Origin of the sequence: Pseudomonas azerbaijanoccidentalis, assembly GCF_019145495.1 — a bacterium.
GTDB classification, from domain to species: Bacteria; Pseudomonadota; Gammaproteobacteria; order Pseudomonadales; family Pseudomonadaceae; genus Aquipseudomonas; species Aquipseudomonas azerbaijanoccidentalis.
This window is the reverse complement of the sequence record NZ_JAHSTU010000003.1, coordinates 466842-485255: the sequence shown is the minus strand read 5'-3', so window position 1 is coordinate 485255 and position 18414 is coordinate 466842. Positions and strand designations below refer to the sequence as shown.

General features: G+C 61.3%; 17 protein-coding genes. 14 read left to right on the top strand and 3 right to left on the bottom strand.

Annotated features, from left to right (window positions below):
- The first annotated feature begins 88 nt into the window (after window positions 1-88).
- Window positions 89-2377, top strand: a complete 2289-nt coding sequence (tynA, locus tag KVG88_RS12960; protein WP_217871645.1) for a primary-amine oxidase — start codon at window positions 89-91, stop codon at window positions 2375-2377.
- 93 nt (window positions 2378-2470) lie between these two features.
- On the opposite strand, the gene feaR is transcribed toward tynA, so the two are convergent.
- The 3 genes from feaR to paaY all read right to left on the bottom strand — a co-directional run bounded on the left by feaR (window position 2471) and on the right by paaY (window position 5147).
- Window positions 2471-3385, bottom strand: a complete 915-nt coding sequence (gene feaR / locus KVG88_RS12955) for a transcriptional regulator FeaR (RefSeq protein WP_217871644.1) — start codon at window positions 3383-3385, stop codon at window positions 2471-2473.
- 102 nt (window positions 3386-3487) lie between these two features.
- The gene (gene paaX / locus KVG88_RS12950) at window positions 3488-4411 is read right to left on the bottom strand and encodes a phenylacetic acid degradation operon negative regulatory protein PaaX (protein WP_217871643.1); all 924 of its coding nucleotides are present in this window, start codon (window positions 4409-4411) and stop codon (window positions 3488-3490) included.
- 139 nt (window positions 4412-4550) lie between these two features.
- Window positions 4551-5147: a phenylacetic acid degradation protein PaaY gene (gene paaY, locus KVG88_RS12945; protein ID WP_217871642.1), complete on the bottom strand. Its 597-nt coding sequence runs from the start codon at window positions 5145-5147 to the stop codon at window positions 4551-4553.
- Between the two features lie 349 nt (window positions 5148-5496).
- Between paaY and paaF the strand changes: the two genes are divergently transcribed.
- The 13 genes from paaF to KVG88_RS12880 all read left to right on the top strand — a co-directional run bounded on the left by paaF (window position 5497) and on the right by KVG88_RS12880 (window position 18411).
- Window positions 5497-6270, top strand: a complete 774-nt coding sequence (gene paaF / locus KVG88_RS12940) for a 2,3-dehydroadipyl-CoA hydratase PaaF (RefSeq protein WP_217871641.1) — start codon at window positions 5497-5499, stop codon at window positions 6268-6270.
- A gap of 42 nt (window positions 6271-6312) precedes the next feature.
- Window positions 6313-7104, top strand: coding sequence for a 2-(1,2-epoxy-1,2-dihydrophenyl)acetyl-CoA isomerase PaaG (gene paaG, locus KVG88_RS12935; RefSeq protein ID WP_217871640.1), 792 nt, complete (start codon window positions 6313-6315; stop codon window positions 7102-7104).
- Between the two features lie 3 nt (window positions 7105-7107).
- A complete protein-coding gene (gene paaH / locus KVG88_RS12930) occupies window positions 7108-8625 on the top strand; it encodes a 3-hydroxyacyl-CoA dehydrogenase PaaH (protein WP_217871639.1) in 1518 nt (505 codons plus the stop codon).
- Window positions 8618-9067 (top strand): hydroxyphenylacetyl-CoA thioesterase PaaI, encoded by a 450-nt coding sequence (paaI, locus tag KVG88_RS12925; RefSeq protein WP_150703181.1) that lies wholly within the window; start codon window positions 8618-8620, stop codon window positions 9065-9067. Before paaH ends, paaI begins: the two co-directional genes overlap by 8 nt.
- A complete protein-coding gene (gene pcaF, locus KVG88_RS12920) occupies window positions 9060-10271 on the top strand; it encodes a 3-oxoadipyl-CoA thiolase (protein WP_150703180.1) in 1212 nt (403 codons plus the stop codon). Before paaI ends, pcaF begins: the two co-directional genes overlap by 8 nt.
- A gap of 99 nt (window positions 10272-10370) precedes the next feature.
- Complete coding sequence (gene paaK, locus KVG88_RS12915) at window positions 10371-11696, top strand: phenylacetate--CoA ligase PaaK (protein WP_150703179.1); 1326 nt, start codon at window positions 10371-10373, stop codon at window positions 11694-11696.
- Between the two features lie 832 nt (window positions 11697-12528).
- Entirely contained in the window at window positions 12529-13518 is a 990-nt protein-coding gene (gene paaA / locus KVG88_RS12910) for a 1,2-phenylacetyl-CoA epoxidase subunit PaaA (protein WP_150703178.1), read from the top strand.
- A 132-nt stretch (window positions 13519-13650) separates the two neighbouring features.
- On the top strand, window positions 13651-13932 hold the full coding sequence (gene paaB / locus KVG88_RS12905; protein ID WP_007943393.1) for a 1,2-phenylacetyl-CoA epoxidase subunit PaaB: 282 nt from the start codon (window positions 13651-13653) through the stop codon (window positions 13930-13932).
- Window positions 13933-13940: 8 nt separating this feature from the next.
- Complete coding sequence (paaC, locus tag KVG88_RS12900) at window positions 13941-14702, top strand: 1,2-phenylacetyl-CoA epoxidase subunit PaaC (protein ID WP_217871638.1); 762 nt, start codon at window positions 13941-13943, stop codon at window positions 14700-14702.
- The gene (paaD, locus tag KVG88_RS12895; protein WP_217871637.1) at window positions 14689-15222 is read left to right on the top strand and encodes a 1,2-phenylacetyl-CoA epoxidase subunit PaaD; all 534 of its coding nucleotides are present in this window, start codon (window positions 14689-14691) and stop codon (window positions 15220-15222) included. The genes paaC and paaD overlap by 14 nt, the downstream gene beginning before the upstream one ends.
- 34 nt (window positions 15223-15256) lie before the next feature.
- Window positions 15257-16333 (top strand): 1,2-phenylacetyl-CoA epoxidase subunit PaaE, encoded by a 1077-nt coding sequence (gene paaE / locus KVG88_RS12890; RefSeq protein WP_217871636.1) that lies wholly within the window; start codon window positions 15257-15259, stop codon window positions 16331-16333.
- A gap of 126 nt (window positions 16334-16459) precedes the next feature.
- Window positions 16460-16768: a DUF485 domain-containing protein gene (locus tag KVG88_RS12885; RefSeq protein WP_150703174.1), complete on the top strand. Its 309-nt coding sequence runs from the start codon at window positions 16460-16462 to the stop codon at window positions 16766-16768.
- A complete protein-coding gene (locus tag KVG88_RS12880; protein ID WP_217871635.1) occupies window positions 16765-18411 on the top strand; it encodes a cation acetate symporter in 1647 nt (548 codons plus the stop codon). The genes KVG88_RS12885 and KVG88_RS12880 overlap by 4 nt, the downstream gene beginning before the upstream one ends.
- The last annotated feature ends 3 nt before the right edge of the window (window positions 18412-18414 follow it).

Here is an 18414-nt window from a genome sequence, read left to right as displayed (position 1 = left end):
TAATCTGGCAGCAATTCCAATGCAGCCGGCGACAGTCTGTAGCAAAGTGCAAGCATGCCAGTCACCGGCTTTTCCCAGGAATGCACACATGTCCAGCACCAAAACTTCGTCCAAACGATCACCGCTTGCCCGGCTCGCCCTGGCCATCTCCCTGAGCGCCCTCGGCCTGCCCTTCTGGGCCGGCAATGCCCAGGCCCACGGCGGCCACGCTGAAATGGTGCCCCTGCAAGCAGGTCTGGAAGAGTTTGGCGCCACGGTCAAGTGGGACGACTATTCGAACCTGTTCACCATTGCCAAGGACGGGGTCTACCTCAAGGTCAAGCCCGACAGCAAAGTGGCCATGCTCAACGGCAAGCGCATCGAACTGACGGTGCCGGTGGTGTTCAAGAACCATACCGCGTTCATGTCCAAGGACTTCATTAACCAGGTCTTCCAGTCCGGCCTGGACAAGACCTTCGTCGTCGAAACCCGCCCCAGCCCGCTCAACCCGCTGAGCGCCGCTGAAATCACGGCGGCGGTGGACATCGTCAAGCAATCGGAAAATTACAAACCGGGTTTTCGCTTCACCGAAGTCTCGGTGAAGGAGCCACCGAAGGATCAAGTGTGGAACTTCATCTTCACCGGGCAAAACGTCACTCAGCCGCGCCAGGCCTCCATCGTGGTGCTGGACGGCAAGCATGTGATCGAAGCGCTGGTGGATCTGGACAGCAAACAACTCAAATCCTGGAAACCGGTGCAAGGCGCCCATGGCATGGTGCTACTGGATGACTTCGCGACCGTGCAAACCGCCGTCGAGACCAGCCCGGAATACGCGCAAGCCTTGGCCAAGCGTGGTATCACCGATGTGAAAAAAGTCGTGGCCACGCCACTGACCGTCGGTTATTTCGACGGCAAGGACGGCCTGGCGCAGGACAAGCGACTGCTGAAAATCGTCAGTTACCTGAATGTCGATGACGGTAACTACTGGGCGCACCCGATTGAAGGCCTGGTGGCGATTGTCGACCTGGAACAGAAAAAACTGATCAAGATCGAAGACGAAGCGCTGATTCCGGTGCCGATGAAACCGACGCCGTATGACGGCCGTGGACGCCAGGGCGTGGCGGTCAAACCGCTGGAAATCATCGAGCCCGAGGGCAAGAACTACACCATCAGCGGCAACAGCATTCACTGGCAGAACTGGGACTTCCACGTTCGTCTCGACTCGCGGGTCGGGCCGATCCTGTCCACCGTCACTTACGACGACAAGGGCAAGAAACGCAAAATCATGTACGAAGGCTCGCTGGGTGGCATGATCGTGCCTTACGGCGACCCGGATGTTGGCTGGTACTTCAAGGCTTACCTCGATTCCGGTGACTACGGCATGGGCACCCTGACTTCACCGATCGCCCGAGGCAAAGACGCCCCGCAAAACGCCGTGTTGCTGGACGCCACCATCGCCGACTACACCGGCGCACCGACCGCGATTCCACGTGCCATCGCCGTGTTCGAGCGCTACGCCGGGCCGGAGTACAAACACCAGGAAATGGGCCAGCCCAACCTCAGCACCGAGCGTCGTGAACTGGTGGTGCGCTGGATCAGTACCGTGGGCAACTACGACTACATTTTCGACTGGGTCTTCCAGCAGAACGGCACCATCGGCATCGACGCCGGCGCCACCGGCATCGAAGCGGTCAAGGGCGTGAAGTCCAAAACCATGCACGAAGACACTGCCAAGGAAGACACCCGCTACGGCACCCTGCTGGACCACAACATCGTCGGCACCACGCACCAGCACATCTACAACTTCCGCCTCGATATGGACGTGGATGGCGAGCAAAACTCGCTGGTGGAAGTGAACCCGGTGGTGCTGCCCAACGACCGTGGCGGCCCGCGCACCAGTACCATGCAGACCGAGACCAAAGTGGTCACCAGCGAACAACAGGCGGCGCAGAAATTCGACCCGTCGACCGTGCGCCTGCTGACCAACTTCAGCAAGGAAAACAAGGTTGGCAATCCGGTGTCCTACCAGTTGATTCCGTATGCCGGCGGCACGCACCCGGTGGCCAAGGGCGCCAACTTCGGCAAGGACGAATGGCTGTATCACCGCCTGAGTTTCATGGACAAGCAACTGTGGGTGACGCAATACAACCCGGAAGAAAAATACCCCGAAGGCAAGTACCCGAACCGCTCGGACAAAGACTCGGGGCTGGGGCAGTTCACCCAGGATAACCAGTCCATCGAGAACACCGACGATGTGGTCTGGCTGACCACCGGCACCACCCACATTGCACGGGCCGAAGAGTGGCCGATCATGCCGACCGAGTGGGTGCACGTGCTGCTCAAACCGTGGAACTTCTTCGGTGAAACGCCGACGTTGAACCTCAACTCAACGAAGTAAGCAAAAAAAATCGCAGCCTTCGGCAGCTCCTACATTGACGGTGTGAAAACCCGATCCTGTAGGAGCTGCCGAAGGCTGCGATCTTTTTGAGCTTCACGCGTACTGCTTGCGATACTCCCCCGGCGCAATGCCGAAGCGCGATTTGAACGCCGTGGAGAAGTAGCTCGAATCGGAAAACCCCCACGAATACCCCAGCACCGACAACTTCTGTTCCTTGCCCGATTGGCGCAAGGATTCGGCGCACAAGTCCAGCCGGCGGTTCTTGATGTAGCGCGCCACCACCAGGCCTTTCTTGGCAAACATCCGGTACAGGCCGCGGGTCGACATGCCGACTTCCCGCGCCAGCCATTCCGGGCACAGTTCTTCGGAACGAATGTTCGCGTCGATGAAACTCAAGGTCTTGCGGAAGATGCGCTCGTGCGGGTCGGTGCAATCGTCGGTCTGGCTGATGACAGGGCGCAACAGGCTGACAATCGCTTCCAGGGTCGCTTCACTTTCTTGCCGGGTCAGGTGCTGTTGACGCGTGGCATCGAGGATCAGCCGGTGCGACAGCATGGCGATCGGTGAAGTGGCGGCAATCCGGTGGCCGCATTTGACCTGGTTGAAACGCAGGGTTTGCTCCACCAGTTGATAAGGCAGGATCAGCGACAACTGCCGGGAGTTTTCGCTGTAGGTGAAGTCGCTGGGGCGCGAAGCATCGATCAGTGTGATGTCGCCGGCGGACAACAGCACCTTGTCGTCGCCCTGGGCCATGCCCGCCGTGCCATCGAGCTGGAACACCGCGAAGTACTTGCCGTCCTCGCCCGCCGCCACCTGTTGTGGCGTGCGGTAAAGCCGCGCCTGGCAGGCATCGACGAAGCTGAGCTTGAGGGCATCGCTGCGGTACTCGCGGATCTGCCCGGCAAAGTCGCTGCCCAGGGGTTGTGCGTTGAAGGCGCCGCAGATCTGGTTGATCTGATGGATCCACTGATCGAACCCATCCTGGCGCTGTGCGGTTGTAGAAATCATGTCAGGCCTCACGCAGGCTTATTTTTATTGTCTACGCCAATCCACACGACATCGGGATGCTTCAAGTCTCCTGAACCGCACCACTCCCTGAACAATGACGTGCTACTTCAGTCCGCCAAAACGTCGATAGAAGCTTTCACCGACATCGGGCAACGGACCATCGGCCGTCTCCAGTGCGCTGTTCAGCCACTGTTCAGCCTTGGCGTAAATCAAACGGTAAATATTGCGGCACAACTGCCGGGCCGCACGCCCTTCCCAATCACCGGGCAACAATTCGTCCGGCAGTTGCGGGTCACGCAGCAGCAATTTGCGGTACTCGTGAATAAGCAGGATCCGCGCCAGAAAGCAATCGGCCGGTTGCAGGTTTTCCTGCTCGCGAAGCGCTTGCCAGAGCGGTCGGAACAATTGGATGAACTCGCTGTAGTGAGTCGCCAGTTCCTCGATGTTCCAACTCTCGCGCACTTGCAGGCGCAGGGCCTTGGAGGCCAGCACATCCTGGGCGGTGGTTTCGAAGACGATGGTGTCTTCCTGTGCACCGAGGTCGAGCAAGGTTGCGTTGACATCCGAGCGATCGCTGCGCGGGCACGCCAGGACCATCGGCGAAATCGCACCAAAACCTTGCCATTCCAACTCTTCGCGCACTTGTTTGCGCTTGTCCTGGGTCAGTTGCGAGAGCATCACCAGGCACCAGGAACCATCCCACGCGGGCATCGTGGTGCTGTAGACCCGCTTGAAGGCCTTGTCGAAACGCCGGCGACCGGTGCCGGTCAAGCTGTAATAGCTGCGGCGACCGACTTTCTCGGCGGTCAGCCAGCCTTCCTTGGTCAAACGGAAAATCGAAGTGCGGATCAGCCGTTCATTGATGCCGATCGGTTCGAGTAATTGAATCAGGCTGCCCAGCCACACGGTGCCGCCATGGGGCTCGATGGCATCACCGTACAAGGTGATGATCAGGGAACTGGCGCGAATCGGCGTCTGCTCCTGGAAGCGCGTAATCAGGTGGTTCAAGGGTGTCAGGGACGACATGGGCGTACCGAGCGAAAAAAGAAAAGGAATATACCGAAACTCCGTAGGAGCTGCCGAAGGCTGCGATCTTTTGATTTTGTTTTTTGAAAGATCAAGATCAAAAGATCGCAGCCTTCGGCAGCTCCTACAGGGGTGGTGTTCATGCGCTACTGCCCTTGGGCCGCAACCCGCTGTCGCTGATCCGTGGGCGATCCGGCTCCGGTTCGCTCAACGGTTCGCACACCTGCATCTGCTCAAGGCACCGCTGGGCCAGTTGCTGATACTCGCGGGTCCCCGCCTGTTTCCACGCCACTTCCTGATCGCTGAGGCTGCGCTTGACGCTGGCCGGTGCACCCATCACCAGCGACTGCTCCGGGCACTCGAACCCGGCCTTGACGAACGCCGCCGCCGAAACGAAAGAGCGCGGGCCGATCCGGGCGTTATCCATCACCACCGCATTCATGCCCACCAACGCGTCAGCGCCGATGCGGCAACCGTGCAGTACGGCGCCATGGCCGATGTGTCCGTTGCGTTCGACCACGGTGTCGCTGTCCGGGAAGCCATGCATCACGCAGGTGTCCTGCAGATTGGCGCCCTCTTCCAGCACGATGCGCCCGAAATCGCCGCGCAGGCTGGCCAACGGGCCGACATAACAATGCGGGCCGATGATCACGTCACCAATCAATACGGCAGACGGGTGCACATACGCGCTCGGGTCAACTACCGGGGTCAAGCCATCAAGGCTGTAGCAGGTCATGGAAGGTGTCCTTCACAAAGCGATGCAAATAGTGGCTCATTTTGTATCACATCATTTTTGCAATCACAAAGACAAAAAAGCGTATCACTTGACAGACGCCTTTCCGACGAATGCCCGCGAGGCCGAAAAATCAGCCATAAACCCAATAAAATAGGGTTAGAACCCATTACAAGTTGCTCGACCCCACACACAAAACAAATCCAACCTACCACCAATAAGACACATTAAATCTAATTCAGTATTGCATTTACGTATCACGTTATAGCTATACTTGGGCAAAACCGGCCCCTGCGGCCGATCCAATAACGAGCCGGCACCTTGCCGAGCGTGCACCGTGAGAGCATCTGCCATGCCTCTAACCCTTGCCGTCGAGTTGATCGAGCCTAGCGTCCGCCTGATTACCCTGCAGCGCCCGCAAGCATTGAATGCCTTGAACACCGAGCTGCTGGGTGAACTGGCCGAGGAACTGCGCATCGCCCAAGCCGATCCCGACACCCGCGCCGTGGTCCTCACCGGCAGCCGCAAGGCCTTCGCCGCCGGTGCCGACATCAAGGAAATGGCCGAGCGCGACCTGGTCGGCATCCTCGACGATCCGCGCCAGGCGTCCTGGCAAGCCATCACTCGCTTCAGCAAACCGCTGATCGCCGCAGTCAACGGCTTCGCCCTCGGCGGTGGCTGTGAACTGGCGATGCACGCCGACATCATCATTGCCGGTGAAGACGCCCGCTTCGGCCAGCCGGAAATCAACCTCGGGATCATGCCCGGCGCCGGTGGCACCCAGCGCCTGCTGCGCGCCGTCGGCAAATCCATGGCCATGCAAATGGTCCTGACCGGCGAGCCGATTGACGCTCGCCAGGCCCAGCGTGCGGGCCTGGTCAGCGAAGTCACGCAACCGGAATTCACCGTCGAGCGCGCCCTGCAAGTCGCCCGCAACATCGCTGCCAAGGCACCGCTAGCGGTGCGCCTGGCCAAGGAGTCGTTGCTCAAGGCGATGGACACCGACCTCGCCAGCGGCCTGCGTTTCGAGCGCCACGCTTTCACCGTGCTGGCCGGCACCCGCGACCGCGACGAAGGCATCGCCGCCTTTCAGGAAAAGCGCACGCCGACCTTCACCGGCCAGTAATCCGTACCGAATCAGATCGACCTCCAAGAGAGCGCCAAGACCATGAACTTCGAACACATCCTGTTTTCCATCGAGGCCGGCGTCGCCCTGCTGAGCCTCAATCGCCCGGACCAGCTCAACAGCTTCAACACCCAGATGCATGGCGAAGTGAAAGAAGCGCTCAAGCAAGTGCGGCAGAACCCGGACGTGCGCGTGTTGCTGCTGACCGGCGAAGGCCGCGGCTTCTGCGCCGGGCAGGATCTGAGCGATCGCAATGTCGCACCGGGCAGCGCCGTGCCGGATCTTGGCGAGTCCATCGAGAAGTTCTACAACCCGCTGATCCGCCAATTGCGCGACCTGCCGCTGCCGGTGATCTGCGCGGTCAACGGCGTGGCCGCAGGGGCCGGCGCCAACATTCCGCTGGCCTGCGATCTGGTTTTGGCGGCGCGTTCGGCAAGCTTTATTCAGGCGTTCTGCAAGATCGGCCTGATCCCCGACTCCGGCGGCACCTGGACCCTGCCGCGCCTGGTCGGCATGGCTCGAGCCAAGGCCTTGGCACTGCTGGGCAACCGCCTGAGCGCCGAACAAGCCGAGCAATGGGGCTTGATCTACCAGTGTGTGGACGATGCCGATTTGCGCGACGAAGCACTGAAACTCGCTCGCCACCTGGCGACCCAGCCGACCTACGGCCTGGCGCTGATCAAACGCAGTCTCAACGCCAGCCTGAGCAACAGCTTCGACGAACAACTCGAACTGGAGCGCGACCTGCAACGCCTGGCCGGGCGCAGTGAGGATTACCGCGAAGGCGTTGGTGCCTTCATGGAAAAACGCACCCCCGTGTTCAAGGGGCGCTGAGTCATGACTGCACTGAACACCAACGCACGCATCGCCGTGATCGGCGCCGGGGCCATGGGTGCCGGTATCGCCCAGGTCGCGGCGCAAGCCGGTCATCCGGTGCTGCTGCTGGACAATCGTCCCGGCGCTGCCACTCAGGCCATTGAAGGCATCGACCGGCAACTGGGCAAGCGAGTCGAGAACGGCAAGCTGGCCGCCGAATCGCGCAGCGCAACCATCGCTCGCCTGCAAGCGGTGGAAGCCATCGAAGCGCTGGCCGATTGCGAACTGATCATCGAGGCCATCGTCGAAAACCTTGAGGTCAAGCGCGCGCTGTTCCGCCAACTCGAAGGCATTTGCGGCAAGCATTGCATCCTCGCCAGCAACACCTCGTCGCTGTCGATCACCAGCATCGCCGCACAGCTTGAGCATCCAGAGCGCCTGCTCGGCCTGCACTTCTTCAACCCGGCACCGGTGATGGCGCTGGTGGAAATCGTCTCCGGCCTGGCCAGCGATCCGGCACTCGCCGAGTGTCTGTACGACACCGCCAAGGCCTGGGGCAAAAAACCGGTGCATACCCGCTCCACACCGGGCTTCATCGTCAACCGCGTGGCGCGGCCGTTCTATGCCGAGAGCCTGCGCCTGCTGCAGGAAGGCGCTGCCGATTGCCCGACGCTCGATGCGTTGATGCGCGAGGCCGGCGGCTTTGCCATGGGCGCGTTCGAACTGACGGACCTGATCGGCCACGACGTCAACTACGCCGTGACCTGCTCGGTGTTCGACGCCTATTACCAGGACACGCGTTTCCTGCCGTCGCTGATCCAGAAAGAGCTGGTGGATGGCGGGCGTTTGGGGCGTAAAAGCGGTCGGGGTTTCTACAGCTATGCCCAAGGCGCGGAACGACCGCTCGCTGCTGAAACCAGCAGCGCTGTGACGGTCGAGGTGTGTGCCGTGGAAGGTGACCTCGGTATCGCTCAAGGTTTGCTCGCTCGCCTGCATGAACAAGGCGTCGAGATCATCCGGCGTGACGGTCAGGGTTTGCTGCGGGTCGGTGATGCCGTACTGGCCTTGAGCGACGGGCGCATGGCCTGTCAGCGGGCTCGTGAAGACGGGCTGCGCAACTTGATCCTGCTGGATCTGGCGTTCGATTACAGCAGTGCCAAACGCATCGCCATCAGCCATGCGGCGGGCATTGATCCGCTAGCGCTCGAACAAGGCGTTGCCCTGCTGCAGCGGGCCGGCCTCAAGGTCAGCCTGCTCAGCGACAGCCCGGCCCTCGCCGTCCTGCGCACCGTGGCCATGCTTGCCAACGAAGCCGCCGACGCCCTACTGCAAGGCGTTGCCTCGTCCGCCGACATCGATCTGGCCATGCGCGCCGGGGTCAATTATCCGCAAGGGCCGCTGGCCTGGGCCGATGCCATTGGCCTGTCGCACATCCTGAAAACCCTGGAAAACCTGCAAACCAGTTATGGCGAAGAACGCTACCGGCCGTCGCTGTTGCTGCGCCGTCGCGTTGCCGAAGGGAGACACTTCCATGACTAACCACGAAGCGATGACGCTGGCCAGCGAATGCGCCCAGTCCCTGTTCCAGCGTGACGCCGCCAGCCAGGCAATGGGCATGCGCCTGCTCTCGGCCGGCCCCGGTTGCGCCCGCGTCGGCATGACCGTGCGCGCCGACATGCTGCAGGGCCACGGCACGTGCCACGGCGGCTACTTGTTCGCCCTCGCCGATTCGGCGTTCGCCTTTGCCTGCAACAGCTACAACGAAGCCACCGTGGCCATCGGTTGCAGCATCGACTACATCGCCCCGGCACGCCTGGGTGACACGCTGAATGCTGACTGCACCGAGCAGAGCCGTTCCGGGCGCACCGGCAACTACGACGTACGCATTGAAAACCAGCAGGGCCAGTTGATCGCCCTGTTCCATGGCAAATCCTACAAAGTGCGCGGCCCGGTGCTGACGCAGGAGAACCCGAATGAATGATGCACTGATCATCGACGCCGTCCGAACCCCGATTGGCCGTTACGCCGGCGTGCTGAGCGGCGTGCGCGCCGACGACCTCGGCGCGGTGCCGCTGCGCGAACTGCTGCGCCGTCACCCGCAAGTCGACTGGAGCACAGTCGACGACGTGATCTACGGCTGCGCCAACCAGGCCGGTGAAGACAACCGCAACGTCGCACGCATGTCGGCGCTGCTGGCCGGGTTGCCGGTGAGCGTGCCGGGCACCACCCTCAATCGCCTCTGCGGTTCCGGGCTGGATGCCATCGGCACCGCCGCCCGCGCCATTCGCAGTGGCGAAACCGGGCTGATGCTGGTCGGCGGCGTCGAATCCATGTCCCGCGCACCTTTGGTGATGGGCAAGGCTGAACAGGCGTTTTCCCGCTCGGCGGAGATTTTCGACACCACCATCGGCTGGCGCTTCGTTAATCCGCTGATGAAAAAGGCTTACGGTATCGATTCCATGCCGGAAACGGCGGAGAACGTCGCCGAACAATTCAACATTTCCCGCGCCGACCAGGATGCCTTTGCCCTGCGCAGCCAGCAGCGTGCAGCGGCCGCCCAGGCCAATGGGCGCCTGGCCAAGGAAATCGTCGCGGTGGAAATTCCCCAGCGCAAAGGCCCGGCCAAAGTGGTCGAGCACGACGAACACCCTCGCGGCGACACCACCCTTGAACAGCTGGCCAAACTCGGCACGCCGTTCCGCGAAGGCGGCAGCATCACCGCCGGCAACGCCTCCGGGGTCAACGACGGTGCTTGCGCCCTGTTGCTGGCCAGCCCGGAAGTCGCCAAACGCCACGGCCTGACCGCCCGCGGCCGCGTTGTGGCAATGGCCACCGCTGGCGTCGAACCACGGATCATGGGCATCGGCCCGGTCCCGGCCACGCGCAAAGTGCTGGAAGTGGCCAACCTGAGCCTGGCCGACATGGACGTGATCGAACTCAACGAAGCCTTCGCCGCCCAGGGCCTGGCGGTGTTGCGCGAACTGGGCCTGAGCGACACCGACCCACGGGTCAACCCGAACGGCGGCGCCATCGCCCTCGGCCATCCGTTGGGCATGAGTGGTGCACGCCTGGTCACCACCGCCCTGCACGAACTGGAAGAACGTAACGGCCGCTACGCCCTGTGCACCATGTGCATCGGTGTCGGCCAGGGGATCGCGTTGATCATCGAACGTCTATCCCACTAAAGAATCGCGATTCCCGAGGAGCCGAGAGGTATCCTTGGGGCATGCACTCAAAGCCCCTGCGTGCGGGGGCTGGAACACAAAAACAATTCGAGTGAACACATGAACATGCCAATTGCCCAAGCCGTGTTGAATCCTGTGCTGGACCCGCTGGAAACCGCCAGCGTCGACGAACTGCGCCAGCATCAACTGGAGCGCCTGCGCTGGAGCCTGAATCACGCCTACAACAACGTGCCGCTGTACCGTCAGCGCTTCGATGCGCTGGGCGTGCACCCGGACGACATCAAGTCCCTCGACGATCTGGCGAAATTCCCTTTCACCACCAAGTCCGACCTGCGCGACAACTACCCGTATGGCATGTTTGCCGTGCCGATGAACGACATCGTGCGCCTGCACGCGTCCAGCGGCACCACCGGCAAACCGACCGTCGTCGGCTACACCCAGAACGACATCGACACCTGGGCCAACGTGGTCGCACGCTCGATCCGCGCCGCCGGTGGCCGTCGTGGCGACAAAGTGCACATTTCCTATGGCTACGGCCTGTTCACCGGCGGCCTCGGCGCGCACTACGGCGCCGAACGCCTGGGTTGTACGGTGATCCCGATGTCTGGCGGCCAGACCGAAAAACAAGTGCAGTTGATCAAGGATTTCCAGCCGGACATCATCATGGTCACGCCGTCCTACATGCTCAACATCGCCGACGAAATCGAGCGCCAGGGCATCGACCCGCACAAACTGGCCCTGCGCCTGGGCATCTTCGGCGCCGAGCCGTGGACCGCCGAACTACGTAGCGCCATCGAGGCACGCCTGGGCATCACTGCCCTGGACATCTACGGTCTGTCGGAAATCATGGGGCCAGGTGTCGCCATGGAATGCGCCGAAACCAAGGATGGCCCGACCATCTGGGAAGACCACTTCTACCCGGAAATCATCGACCCGGTCACCGGCGAAGTGCTGCCGGACGGGCAGATGGGCGAACTGGTGTTCACCTCATTGAGCAAAGAAGCCCTGCCAATGATCCGCTACCGCACCCGCGACCTGACCCGCCTGCTGCCGGGCACCGCACGCCCGATGCGCCGCATCGACAAGATCACCGGGCGCAGCGACGACATGCTGATCATCCGCGGCGTCAACGTGTTCCCGACACAGATCGAAGAGCAGGTGCTCAAAGTTAAACAACTTGCCGAGTGCTACGAGATCCATCTGTATCGCAATGGCAACCTGGACAGCGTTGATGTGCATGTCGAGCTCAAGGCCGAGCACCAGCACCTGACCGATGAACAGCAAAAGGCTGTTTGCGGGGAGTTGAGCAAGCACATCAAGACGTACATCGGGATCAGTTCACGAATCGTTTTGCAGCCGTTTCATTCGATCAAGCGGTCGGAGGGCAAGGCTTGCCACGTGTTGGATAAACGTCCGAAGGCATGACCTCTAAAGCATGACTGCTGCACCCCTTATGGCCCCGCTTTTGCGGGGCTTTTTTTTGGGTTTTGGGAGGTAGGTGGGGCCTGGGTGTTTTTCGCGAGCTGGCTGGCGGTTACAGATTGAATGGGGGCATCTGGGAGGGATTGGGTGGCTGTCCGGGCGTCATCGCCAGCAGGCTGGCTCCCACAATTGGAATGGGTGTATCGGGGAGAGATTGGGTGGCTGTTAGGGCGCCATCGCCAGCAGGCTGGCTCCCACAATTGGAATGGGTGTATCGGGGAGAGATTGGGTGGCTGTTAGGGCGTCATCGCCCAGCAGGCTGGCTCCCACAGAAGAGCAAAGCGGCGTACACCTGAGCTCTTCACCACTCAACAGGCCGAGCGTTAGCTCGCCTGCAGCTCTTGATCTTGATCCACCCGCCCCCTCGGAAGGCTGAGCGGAGGCGTTCATCCGGGGATTGGCGCGCAGCGCCGTTCGACGCAGTCGAACACATTGCATGTAGGTGCAGCGAAGCAAACCGGAGGGCAATGCCCCCGGATGAATGCCGCAGCGAAGGAACGCCGAGCCTTAGCGAGGGGCCGAACGTTCGGGGCGAGACCTTTTGGTTCCTTTTGGGGCGTTTGCCAAAAGGGACTCGCCGTAAGGGCGAAACCATAAGCGGCCGTTACCGCAGGAATGGATATGTACACCGACCATCCTGCCCCCAAAAAGCGACCACCCATCCAAAGCGATACAAAAAACAAATACGACACGTCATTTTGTGTTTGATATTAAATTCTGTATCGCTTATAAAGTTCTCCATGCCCCAGAACAGATTCAAGGCGGGAGAACAAAAATGTACGCACAGCTCGTAGAAACAGGCGTCAAGCGCATCAAGGACCTCTCGGAGATGTCCGAACAGGAACGCGCCTTCCAGGAAAAAATCGATTCAGAAATCAAGATCGAAGCCAAGAACTGGATGCCAGATGCCTATCGCCAGACCCTGATCCGGCAGATTTCCCAGCACGCCCACTCCGAAATCGTCGGCATGCTGCCCGAAGGCAACTGGGTCACCCGCGCGCCAAGCCTCAAACGCAAACTGCAACTGATGGCCAAGATCCAGGACGAAGCCGGCCACGGCCTGTACCTTTACAGCGCGATGGAAACCCTGGGCGCCGATCGCGATGAAGAAATCGCCAAGCTGCACAGCGGCAAGGCCAAGTATTCGAGCATCTTCAATTACCCGACGCTGAACTGGGCCGACATGGGCGCGGTGGGCTGGCTGGTGGATGGTGCGGCGATCGTCAATCAGGTGGTATTGCAGCGCACCTCCTACGGCCCCTACTCCCGGGCCATGGTGCGCATCTGCAAGGAAGAGAGCTTCCACCAGCGCCAGGGCTACGAAATTCTCCTGACCATGATGCGCCACGGTACTCAAGCGCAAAAAGACATGGTCCAGGACGCGATCAACCGCCTGTGGTGGCCATCGCTGATGATGTTTGGCCCAAGCGACGAACACTCGCCGAACAGCGCGCAATCGATGGCCTGGAAAATCAAGCGCCAGAGCAACGACGAACTGCGCCAGCGCTTCATCGACCAGACCATTCCACAACTGGAATTGCTGGGCTGCACCTGCCCCGACCCGGACCTGAAGTGGAACGCCGAGCGCGGCCATTACGACTTCGGCGAAATCCAGTGGAGCGAATTCTACGAAGTGCTCAAAGGCAACGGTCCGTGCAACCAGGAACGCGTCGCCACCCGCCGCAAGGCGATTGAAGACGGTGCCTGGGTTCGTGAGGCCGCCGTCGCCCACGCCCGCAAAAAACAAAACAAGAACGCCGCATAAGGCAATCCGCCCCCCTGTAGGAGCTGCCGAAGGCTGCGATCTTTTGATCTTGATCTTCAGCGGTTTCGAAGCCGCCAAAAGATCGCAGCCTGCGGCAGCTCCTACAGAAGCAATCGATGTGGAGTAACTGAAATGTCCGAGTGGACCCTCTTCGAAGTTTTCGTGCGCAGCAAGCACGGCCTCAACCATAAGCACGTCGGCAGCGTGCATGCCGCCGACACCACCATGGCCATCGAGAACGCGCGCGAACTCTACACCCGTCGCAGCGAAGGCGTGAGCCTGTGGGTAGTGCCGTCGGCATTGATCACCGCGTCGTCGCCGGATGAAAAAGACCCGCTGTTCGATCCATCGGACGACAAGGTCTACCGCCACGCCAGCTTCTACGAGCTGCCGGCCGAAGTCGGGCACATGTGAGGTCGACCATGAATAACAAGACCGATCTGATCGAATACCTGCTGCGCCTCGGCGACAGCGCCCTGATCCAGGGCCAGCGCCTGTGCCAATGGTGCGGCAAGGCTCCGGCGCTGGAAGAAGAACTGGCGCTGATGAACGTCGGCCTCGACCTAGTGGGTCAGGCGCGCAACTGGCTGGAATACGCTGCCGAACTGCTGGCCGACGGCCGCGACGCCGATCACCTGGCGTTCCGCCGTGACGAGCGCGCTTATCGCAACCTGCTGCTGGTGGAACAACCCAACGGCGACTTCGCGGTGACCATGCTCAAGCAGTTCCTCTATGACGCCTGGCACTTGCCGGTGTTGCAGGGCCTGAGCCAGTCCAGTGACGAGCGCATTGCCTGGATCGCCGCCAAAGCCGTGAAGGAAGTGACCTATCACCTGCGCCGCTCCGGCGAGTGGATCGAGCGGATGGGCGACGGCACTGAAGAAAGCCACCAGCGCATGCTCGCGGCCATCCCTGAAGTCTGGCGCTTCACCATTGAACTGATCGCGGCCGATGACAGCGAACAGCGCCTGTGCAACGCCGGCATCACCCCGGACAGCGCCAGCGTGGCTGCGCAATGGCAAGCCAAGGTCGAGCAGATTTTCACCAGCGCCACCCTGCCCGTTCCTGCGGCCGCGAACTACTTCTACCTGAATGCGCGCAAGGGTCTGCACACCGAACACCTGGGCATCCTGTTGGCCGAAATGCAGTTCCTGCCACGAGCGTACCCCGATGCAACCTGGTGAGCTGATCGCCAGCGACCTCGGTGCCCGGCCGGCTCAACCAACCGACCTGGCCGACGCGTGGGCGATTCTGGCAGAGGTCATGGACCCGGAAGTGCCGGTGGTCAGCGTCGTCGACCTGGGCATCGTCCGGGACCTGGACTGGCAGGCCGGTCACCTTCACGTGGTGGTTACGCCGACCTACTCCGGTTGCCCGGCCACCGAAGTGATCGAAAGCGACATCCGCGAAGCGCTGGAACTGGCCGGATTCAAGGCGCCGCAGCTTGAGCGCAAGTTGACCCCGGCCTGGACCACCGACTGGATCAGCGCCGGCGGCCGCGAGCGACTGCGCGCCTACGGTATCGCGCCGCCCGAGGGCAGCACCAGCAAGCGCAGCCTGCTCGGCGAAAACCCGCACGTTGTGTGCCCGCAATGCGGCAGCGCCCACACCGAGGTCCTCAGCGAGTTCGGCTCCACCGCCTGCAAGGCGCTGTACCGCTGCATCGATTGCCGGGAACCGTTCGACTATTTCAAGTGCATCTGAGCGGCGAATCGGCCGTCCCAGCTGGAGAACAACAATGAGCAAATTTCACAGCCTGACCATCAAGGACGTGCGCGCCGAGACCCGTGACGCGGTGTCCATCGCCTTCGAGATTCCGCAAGAACTGCAAGACAGCTTTCACTACACCCAGGGCCAGCACCTAGTGATGCGCACGCACATGGACGGCGAAGAAGTGCGCCGCTCTTACTCGATCTGCACAGGCGTCAACGACGGTGAACTGCGTGTCGCCATCAAACGCGTGGCCGGTGGGCGCTTCTCGGCGTTTGCCAACGAACACCTGAAAGCCGGGCACACCCTCGAAGTGATGCCACCGGCCGGGCACTTCTGCGTCGAGCTCGTCCCGGCACGCCATGGCAATTACCTGGCCGTGGCGGCGGGCAGCGGCATCACGCCGATCCTGTCGATCATCAAGACCACCCTGCAAACCGAGCCCCACAGCCGCGTCACCCTGCTGTATGGCAACCGCTCCAGCTCCGGCGCGCTATTCCGTGAGCAACTTGAAGATTTGAAGAACCGCTACCTGCAACGCCTGAACCTGATCTTCGTGTTCAGCCGCGAGCAGCAGGATGTCGACCTGTACAACGGCCGGATCAACGCCGATAAGTGCGAGCAACTGTTCAGCCGCTGGCTCGACGTCAAGGCCCTCGACGCCGCGTTCATCTGCGGCCCGCAGGAAATGACCGAAACCGTGCGCGACAGCCTCAAGGCCAAGGGCATGCAACCTGAGCGCATCCATTTCGAACTGTTCGCCGCCGCCGGCAGCGAGCAAAAACGCGAAGCCCGTGAGGCGGCGCGTCAGGTGGATTCCGCGGTCAGCCAGATCACCGTCATCAGCGACGGCCGCGCCCTTGCGTTCGACCTGCCGCGTAACAGCCAGAGCATCCTCGATGCGGGCAATGCCCAAGGCGCCGAACTGCCCTACTCGTGCAAGGCCGGCGTGTGCTCGACCTGCAAGTGCAAGGTCATCGAAGGCGAAGTGGAAATGGACAGCAACCACGCGCTGGAAGATTACGAAGTGGCAGCCGGTTACGTGCTGTCGTGCCAAGCCTTCCCGATCAGCGACAAAGTGGTGCTGGATTTCGATCAACTCTGAAAGATCGCAGCCTTCGGCAGCTCCTACAGGGGATGTGCTTGCCCGGATGCCTGTGTAGGAGCTGCCGCAGGCTGCGATCTTTTCAACCGTTTCACCCAAAACAAAAACAACAAAGGAGCGCGCGTCATGACACCCCAGGAAATAGAACTCATCCGCCAGCACCCGGATTTCATCCAGCTGGTTCGTCGCAAACAGAAGCTGTACTGGTCATTAAGCCTGGCCATGCTGGTGATCTATTACGGCTTTGTGCTGCTGGTGGCTTTTTCCCCTTCGACCCTCGGCCAATCCCTGAGCGGCGGTGTGACCACCGTGGGCATGCTGGTGGGTGTGGTGATCGTGTTCCTGGCCTTCGCGCTGACGGGTTTCTATGTCTATCGCGCCAACAACGTGATCGACCCGCTGAATGAAAAACTCAAGCAGGAGTGCGCCCGATGAGCCGTCTTCTCGCGTTGTTCCTGCTGCCGCTGGCGGTGGTGACTGATATTGCGGTGGCCGCCGACGGCGCATCCCGCCCACTGAACTGGAACGCCATCGGCATGTTCCTGGTGTTCGTGTTGTTCACCCTCGGCGTGACGCGCTGGGCGGCCTTGCGCACCCGCTCGGCCAGTGATTTCTACACCGCTGGCGGCGGCATGACCGGTTTCCAGAACGGCCTGGCGATTGCCGGTGACATGATCTCGGCGGCCTCGTTCCTCGGCATTTCCGCGATGATGTTCCTCAATGGCTACGACGGTTTGCTCTACGCCTTGGGCGTGCTGGCCGGCTGGCCGATCATCCTGTTCCTGATTGCCGAACGCCTGCGTAACCTGGGCAAATACACCTTTGCCGACGTGGTTTCCTATCGTTTGGAACAAACCCCAGTGCGCCTGACTTCGGCCTTCGGCACTTTGACCGTGGCGCTGATGTACCTGGTGGCGCAGATGGTCGGCGCCGGCAAACTGATCGAACTGCTGTTCGGCATCGACTACCTCTATGCGGTGATGCTGGTCGGCGTGTTGATGGTGTTCTACGTCACCTTCGGCGGCATGCTTGCCACCACCTGGGTGCAGATCATCAAAGCGGTGATGCTGTTGTTCGGCACCAGCTTCATGGCGTTCATGGTGCTCAAGCATTTCGGTTTCAGCACCGAAGCAATGTTTGCCGGCGCCACGGCCGTGCATGCCAAGGGCGGCGCTATCATGGCCCCTGGCGGCTTGCTGTCCAACCCGATCGACGCGATTTCCTTAGGGCTGGGCATGATGTTCGGCACCGCCGGTTTGCCGCACATCCTGATGCGGTTCTTCACCGTCAGCGATGCCAAGGAAGCGCGTAAAAGTGTGTTCTACGCCACCGGCTTCATCGGCTACTTCTACTTGCTGCTGATCATCGTCGGCTTCGGCGCCATCGTCATGGTCGGCACCGATCCAGCGTTCCGCGATGCCAGCGGCGCGATCATCGGCGGCGGCAACATGGTCGCTGTGCACCTGGCCCAGGCCGTGGGCGGCAACCTGTTCCTCGGCTTCATCTCGGCGGTCGCTTTCGCCACCATTCTGGCGGTGGTGGCCGGGCTGGCCTTGTCCGGCGCCTCGGCGGTGTCCCACGACCTGTATGCCTGCGTGATGCGCAAAGGTCAGGCCACCGAACAGCAGGAGATCCGCGTATCGCGCATCGCCACCCTGTGCATCGGAGTGCTCGCGATCATCCTCGGCCTGCTGTTCGAGTCGCAGAACATTGCCTTCCTCTCGGGCCTGGTGCTGGCCATCGCCGCGTCGGTGAATTTCCCGGTGCTGTTCCTTTCGATGTACTGGAAAGGCCTGACCACCCGCGGCGCCGTCATCGGCAGCCTGTCCGGCCTGGTCTCGGCGATTGTCTTGCTGGTGCTGAGCCCGGCGGTGTGGGTCAACGTGATGCATCACGACAAGGCGCTGTTCCCCTACTCCAACCCGGCGCTGTTTTCCATGAGCCTGGCGTTCTTCAGTGCATGGCTGTTTTCCGTCACTGACACCTCGCCACGTGCAGCCCTTGAGCGCGGTCGTTATCTGGCGCAGTTCATCCGTTCGATGACCGGCATTGGCGCCTCCAGCGCCAGCAAACACTAAACG

Coding starts and splice junctions, on each gene's coding strand:
- tynA (WP_217871645.1), top strand. CDS start 89: ATGTCCAGCACCAAAACTTCGTCCAAACGATCACCGCTTGCCCGGCTC.
- feaR (WP_217871644.1), bottom strand. CDS start 3,385: ATGATTTCTACAACCGCACAGCGCCAGGATGGGTTCGATCAGTGGATC.
- paaX (WP_217871643.1), bottom strand. CDS start 4,411: ATGTCGTCCCTGACACCCTTGAACCACCTGATTACGCGCTTCCAGGAG.
- paaY (WP_217871642.1), bottom strand. CDS start 5,147: ATGACCTGCTACAGCCTTGATGGCTTGACCCCGGTAGTTGACCCGAGC.
- paaF (WP_217871641.1), top strand. CDS start 5,497: ATGCCTCTAACCCTTGCCGTCGAGTTGATCGAGCCTAGCGTCCGCCTG.
- paaG (WP_217871640.1), top strand. CDS start 6,313: ATGAACTTCGAACACATCCTGTTTTCCATCGAGGCCGGCGTCGCCCTG.
- paaH (WP_217871639.1), top strand. CDS start 7,108: ATGACTGCACTGAACACCAACGCACGCATCGCCGTGATCGGCGCCGGG.
- paaI (WP_150703181.1), top strand. CDS start 8,618: ATGACTAACCACGAAGCGATGACGCTGGCCAGCGAATGCGCCCAGTCC.
- pcaF (WP_150703180.1), top strand. CDS start 9,060: ATGAATGATGCACTGATCATCGACGCCGTCCGAACCCCGATTGGCCGT.
- paaK (WP_150703179.1), top strand. CDS start 10,371: ATGAACATGCCAATTGCCCAAGCCGTGTTGAATCCTGTGCTGGACCCG.
- paaA (WP_150703178.1), top strand. CDS start 12,529: ATGTACGCACAGCTCGTAGAAACAGGCGTCAAGCGCATCAAGGACCTC.
- paaB (WP_007943393.1), top strand. CDS start 13,651: ATGTCCGAGTGGACCCTCTTCGAAGTTTTCGTGCGCAGCAAGCACGGC.
- paaC (WP_217871638.1), top strand. CDS start 13,941: ATGAATAACAAGACCGATCTGATCGAATACCTGCTGCGCCTCGGCGAC.
- paaD (WP_217871637.1), top strand. CDS start 14,689: ATGCAACCTGGTGAGCTGATCGCCAGCGACCTCGGTGCCCGGCCGGCT.
- paaE (WP_217871636.1), top strand. CDS start 15,257: ATGAGCAAATTTCACAGCCTGACCATCAAGGACGTGCGCGCCGAGACC.
- KVG88_RS12885 (WP_150703174.1), top strand. CDS start 16,460: ATGACACCCCAGGAAATAGAACTCATCCGCCAGCACCCGGATTTCATC.
- KVG88_RS12880 (WP_217871635.1), top strand. CDS start 16,765: ATGAGCCGTCTTCTCGCGTTGTTCCTGCTGCCGCTGGCGGTGGTGACT.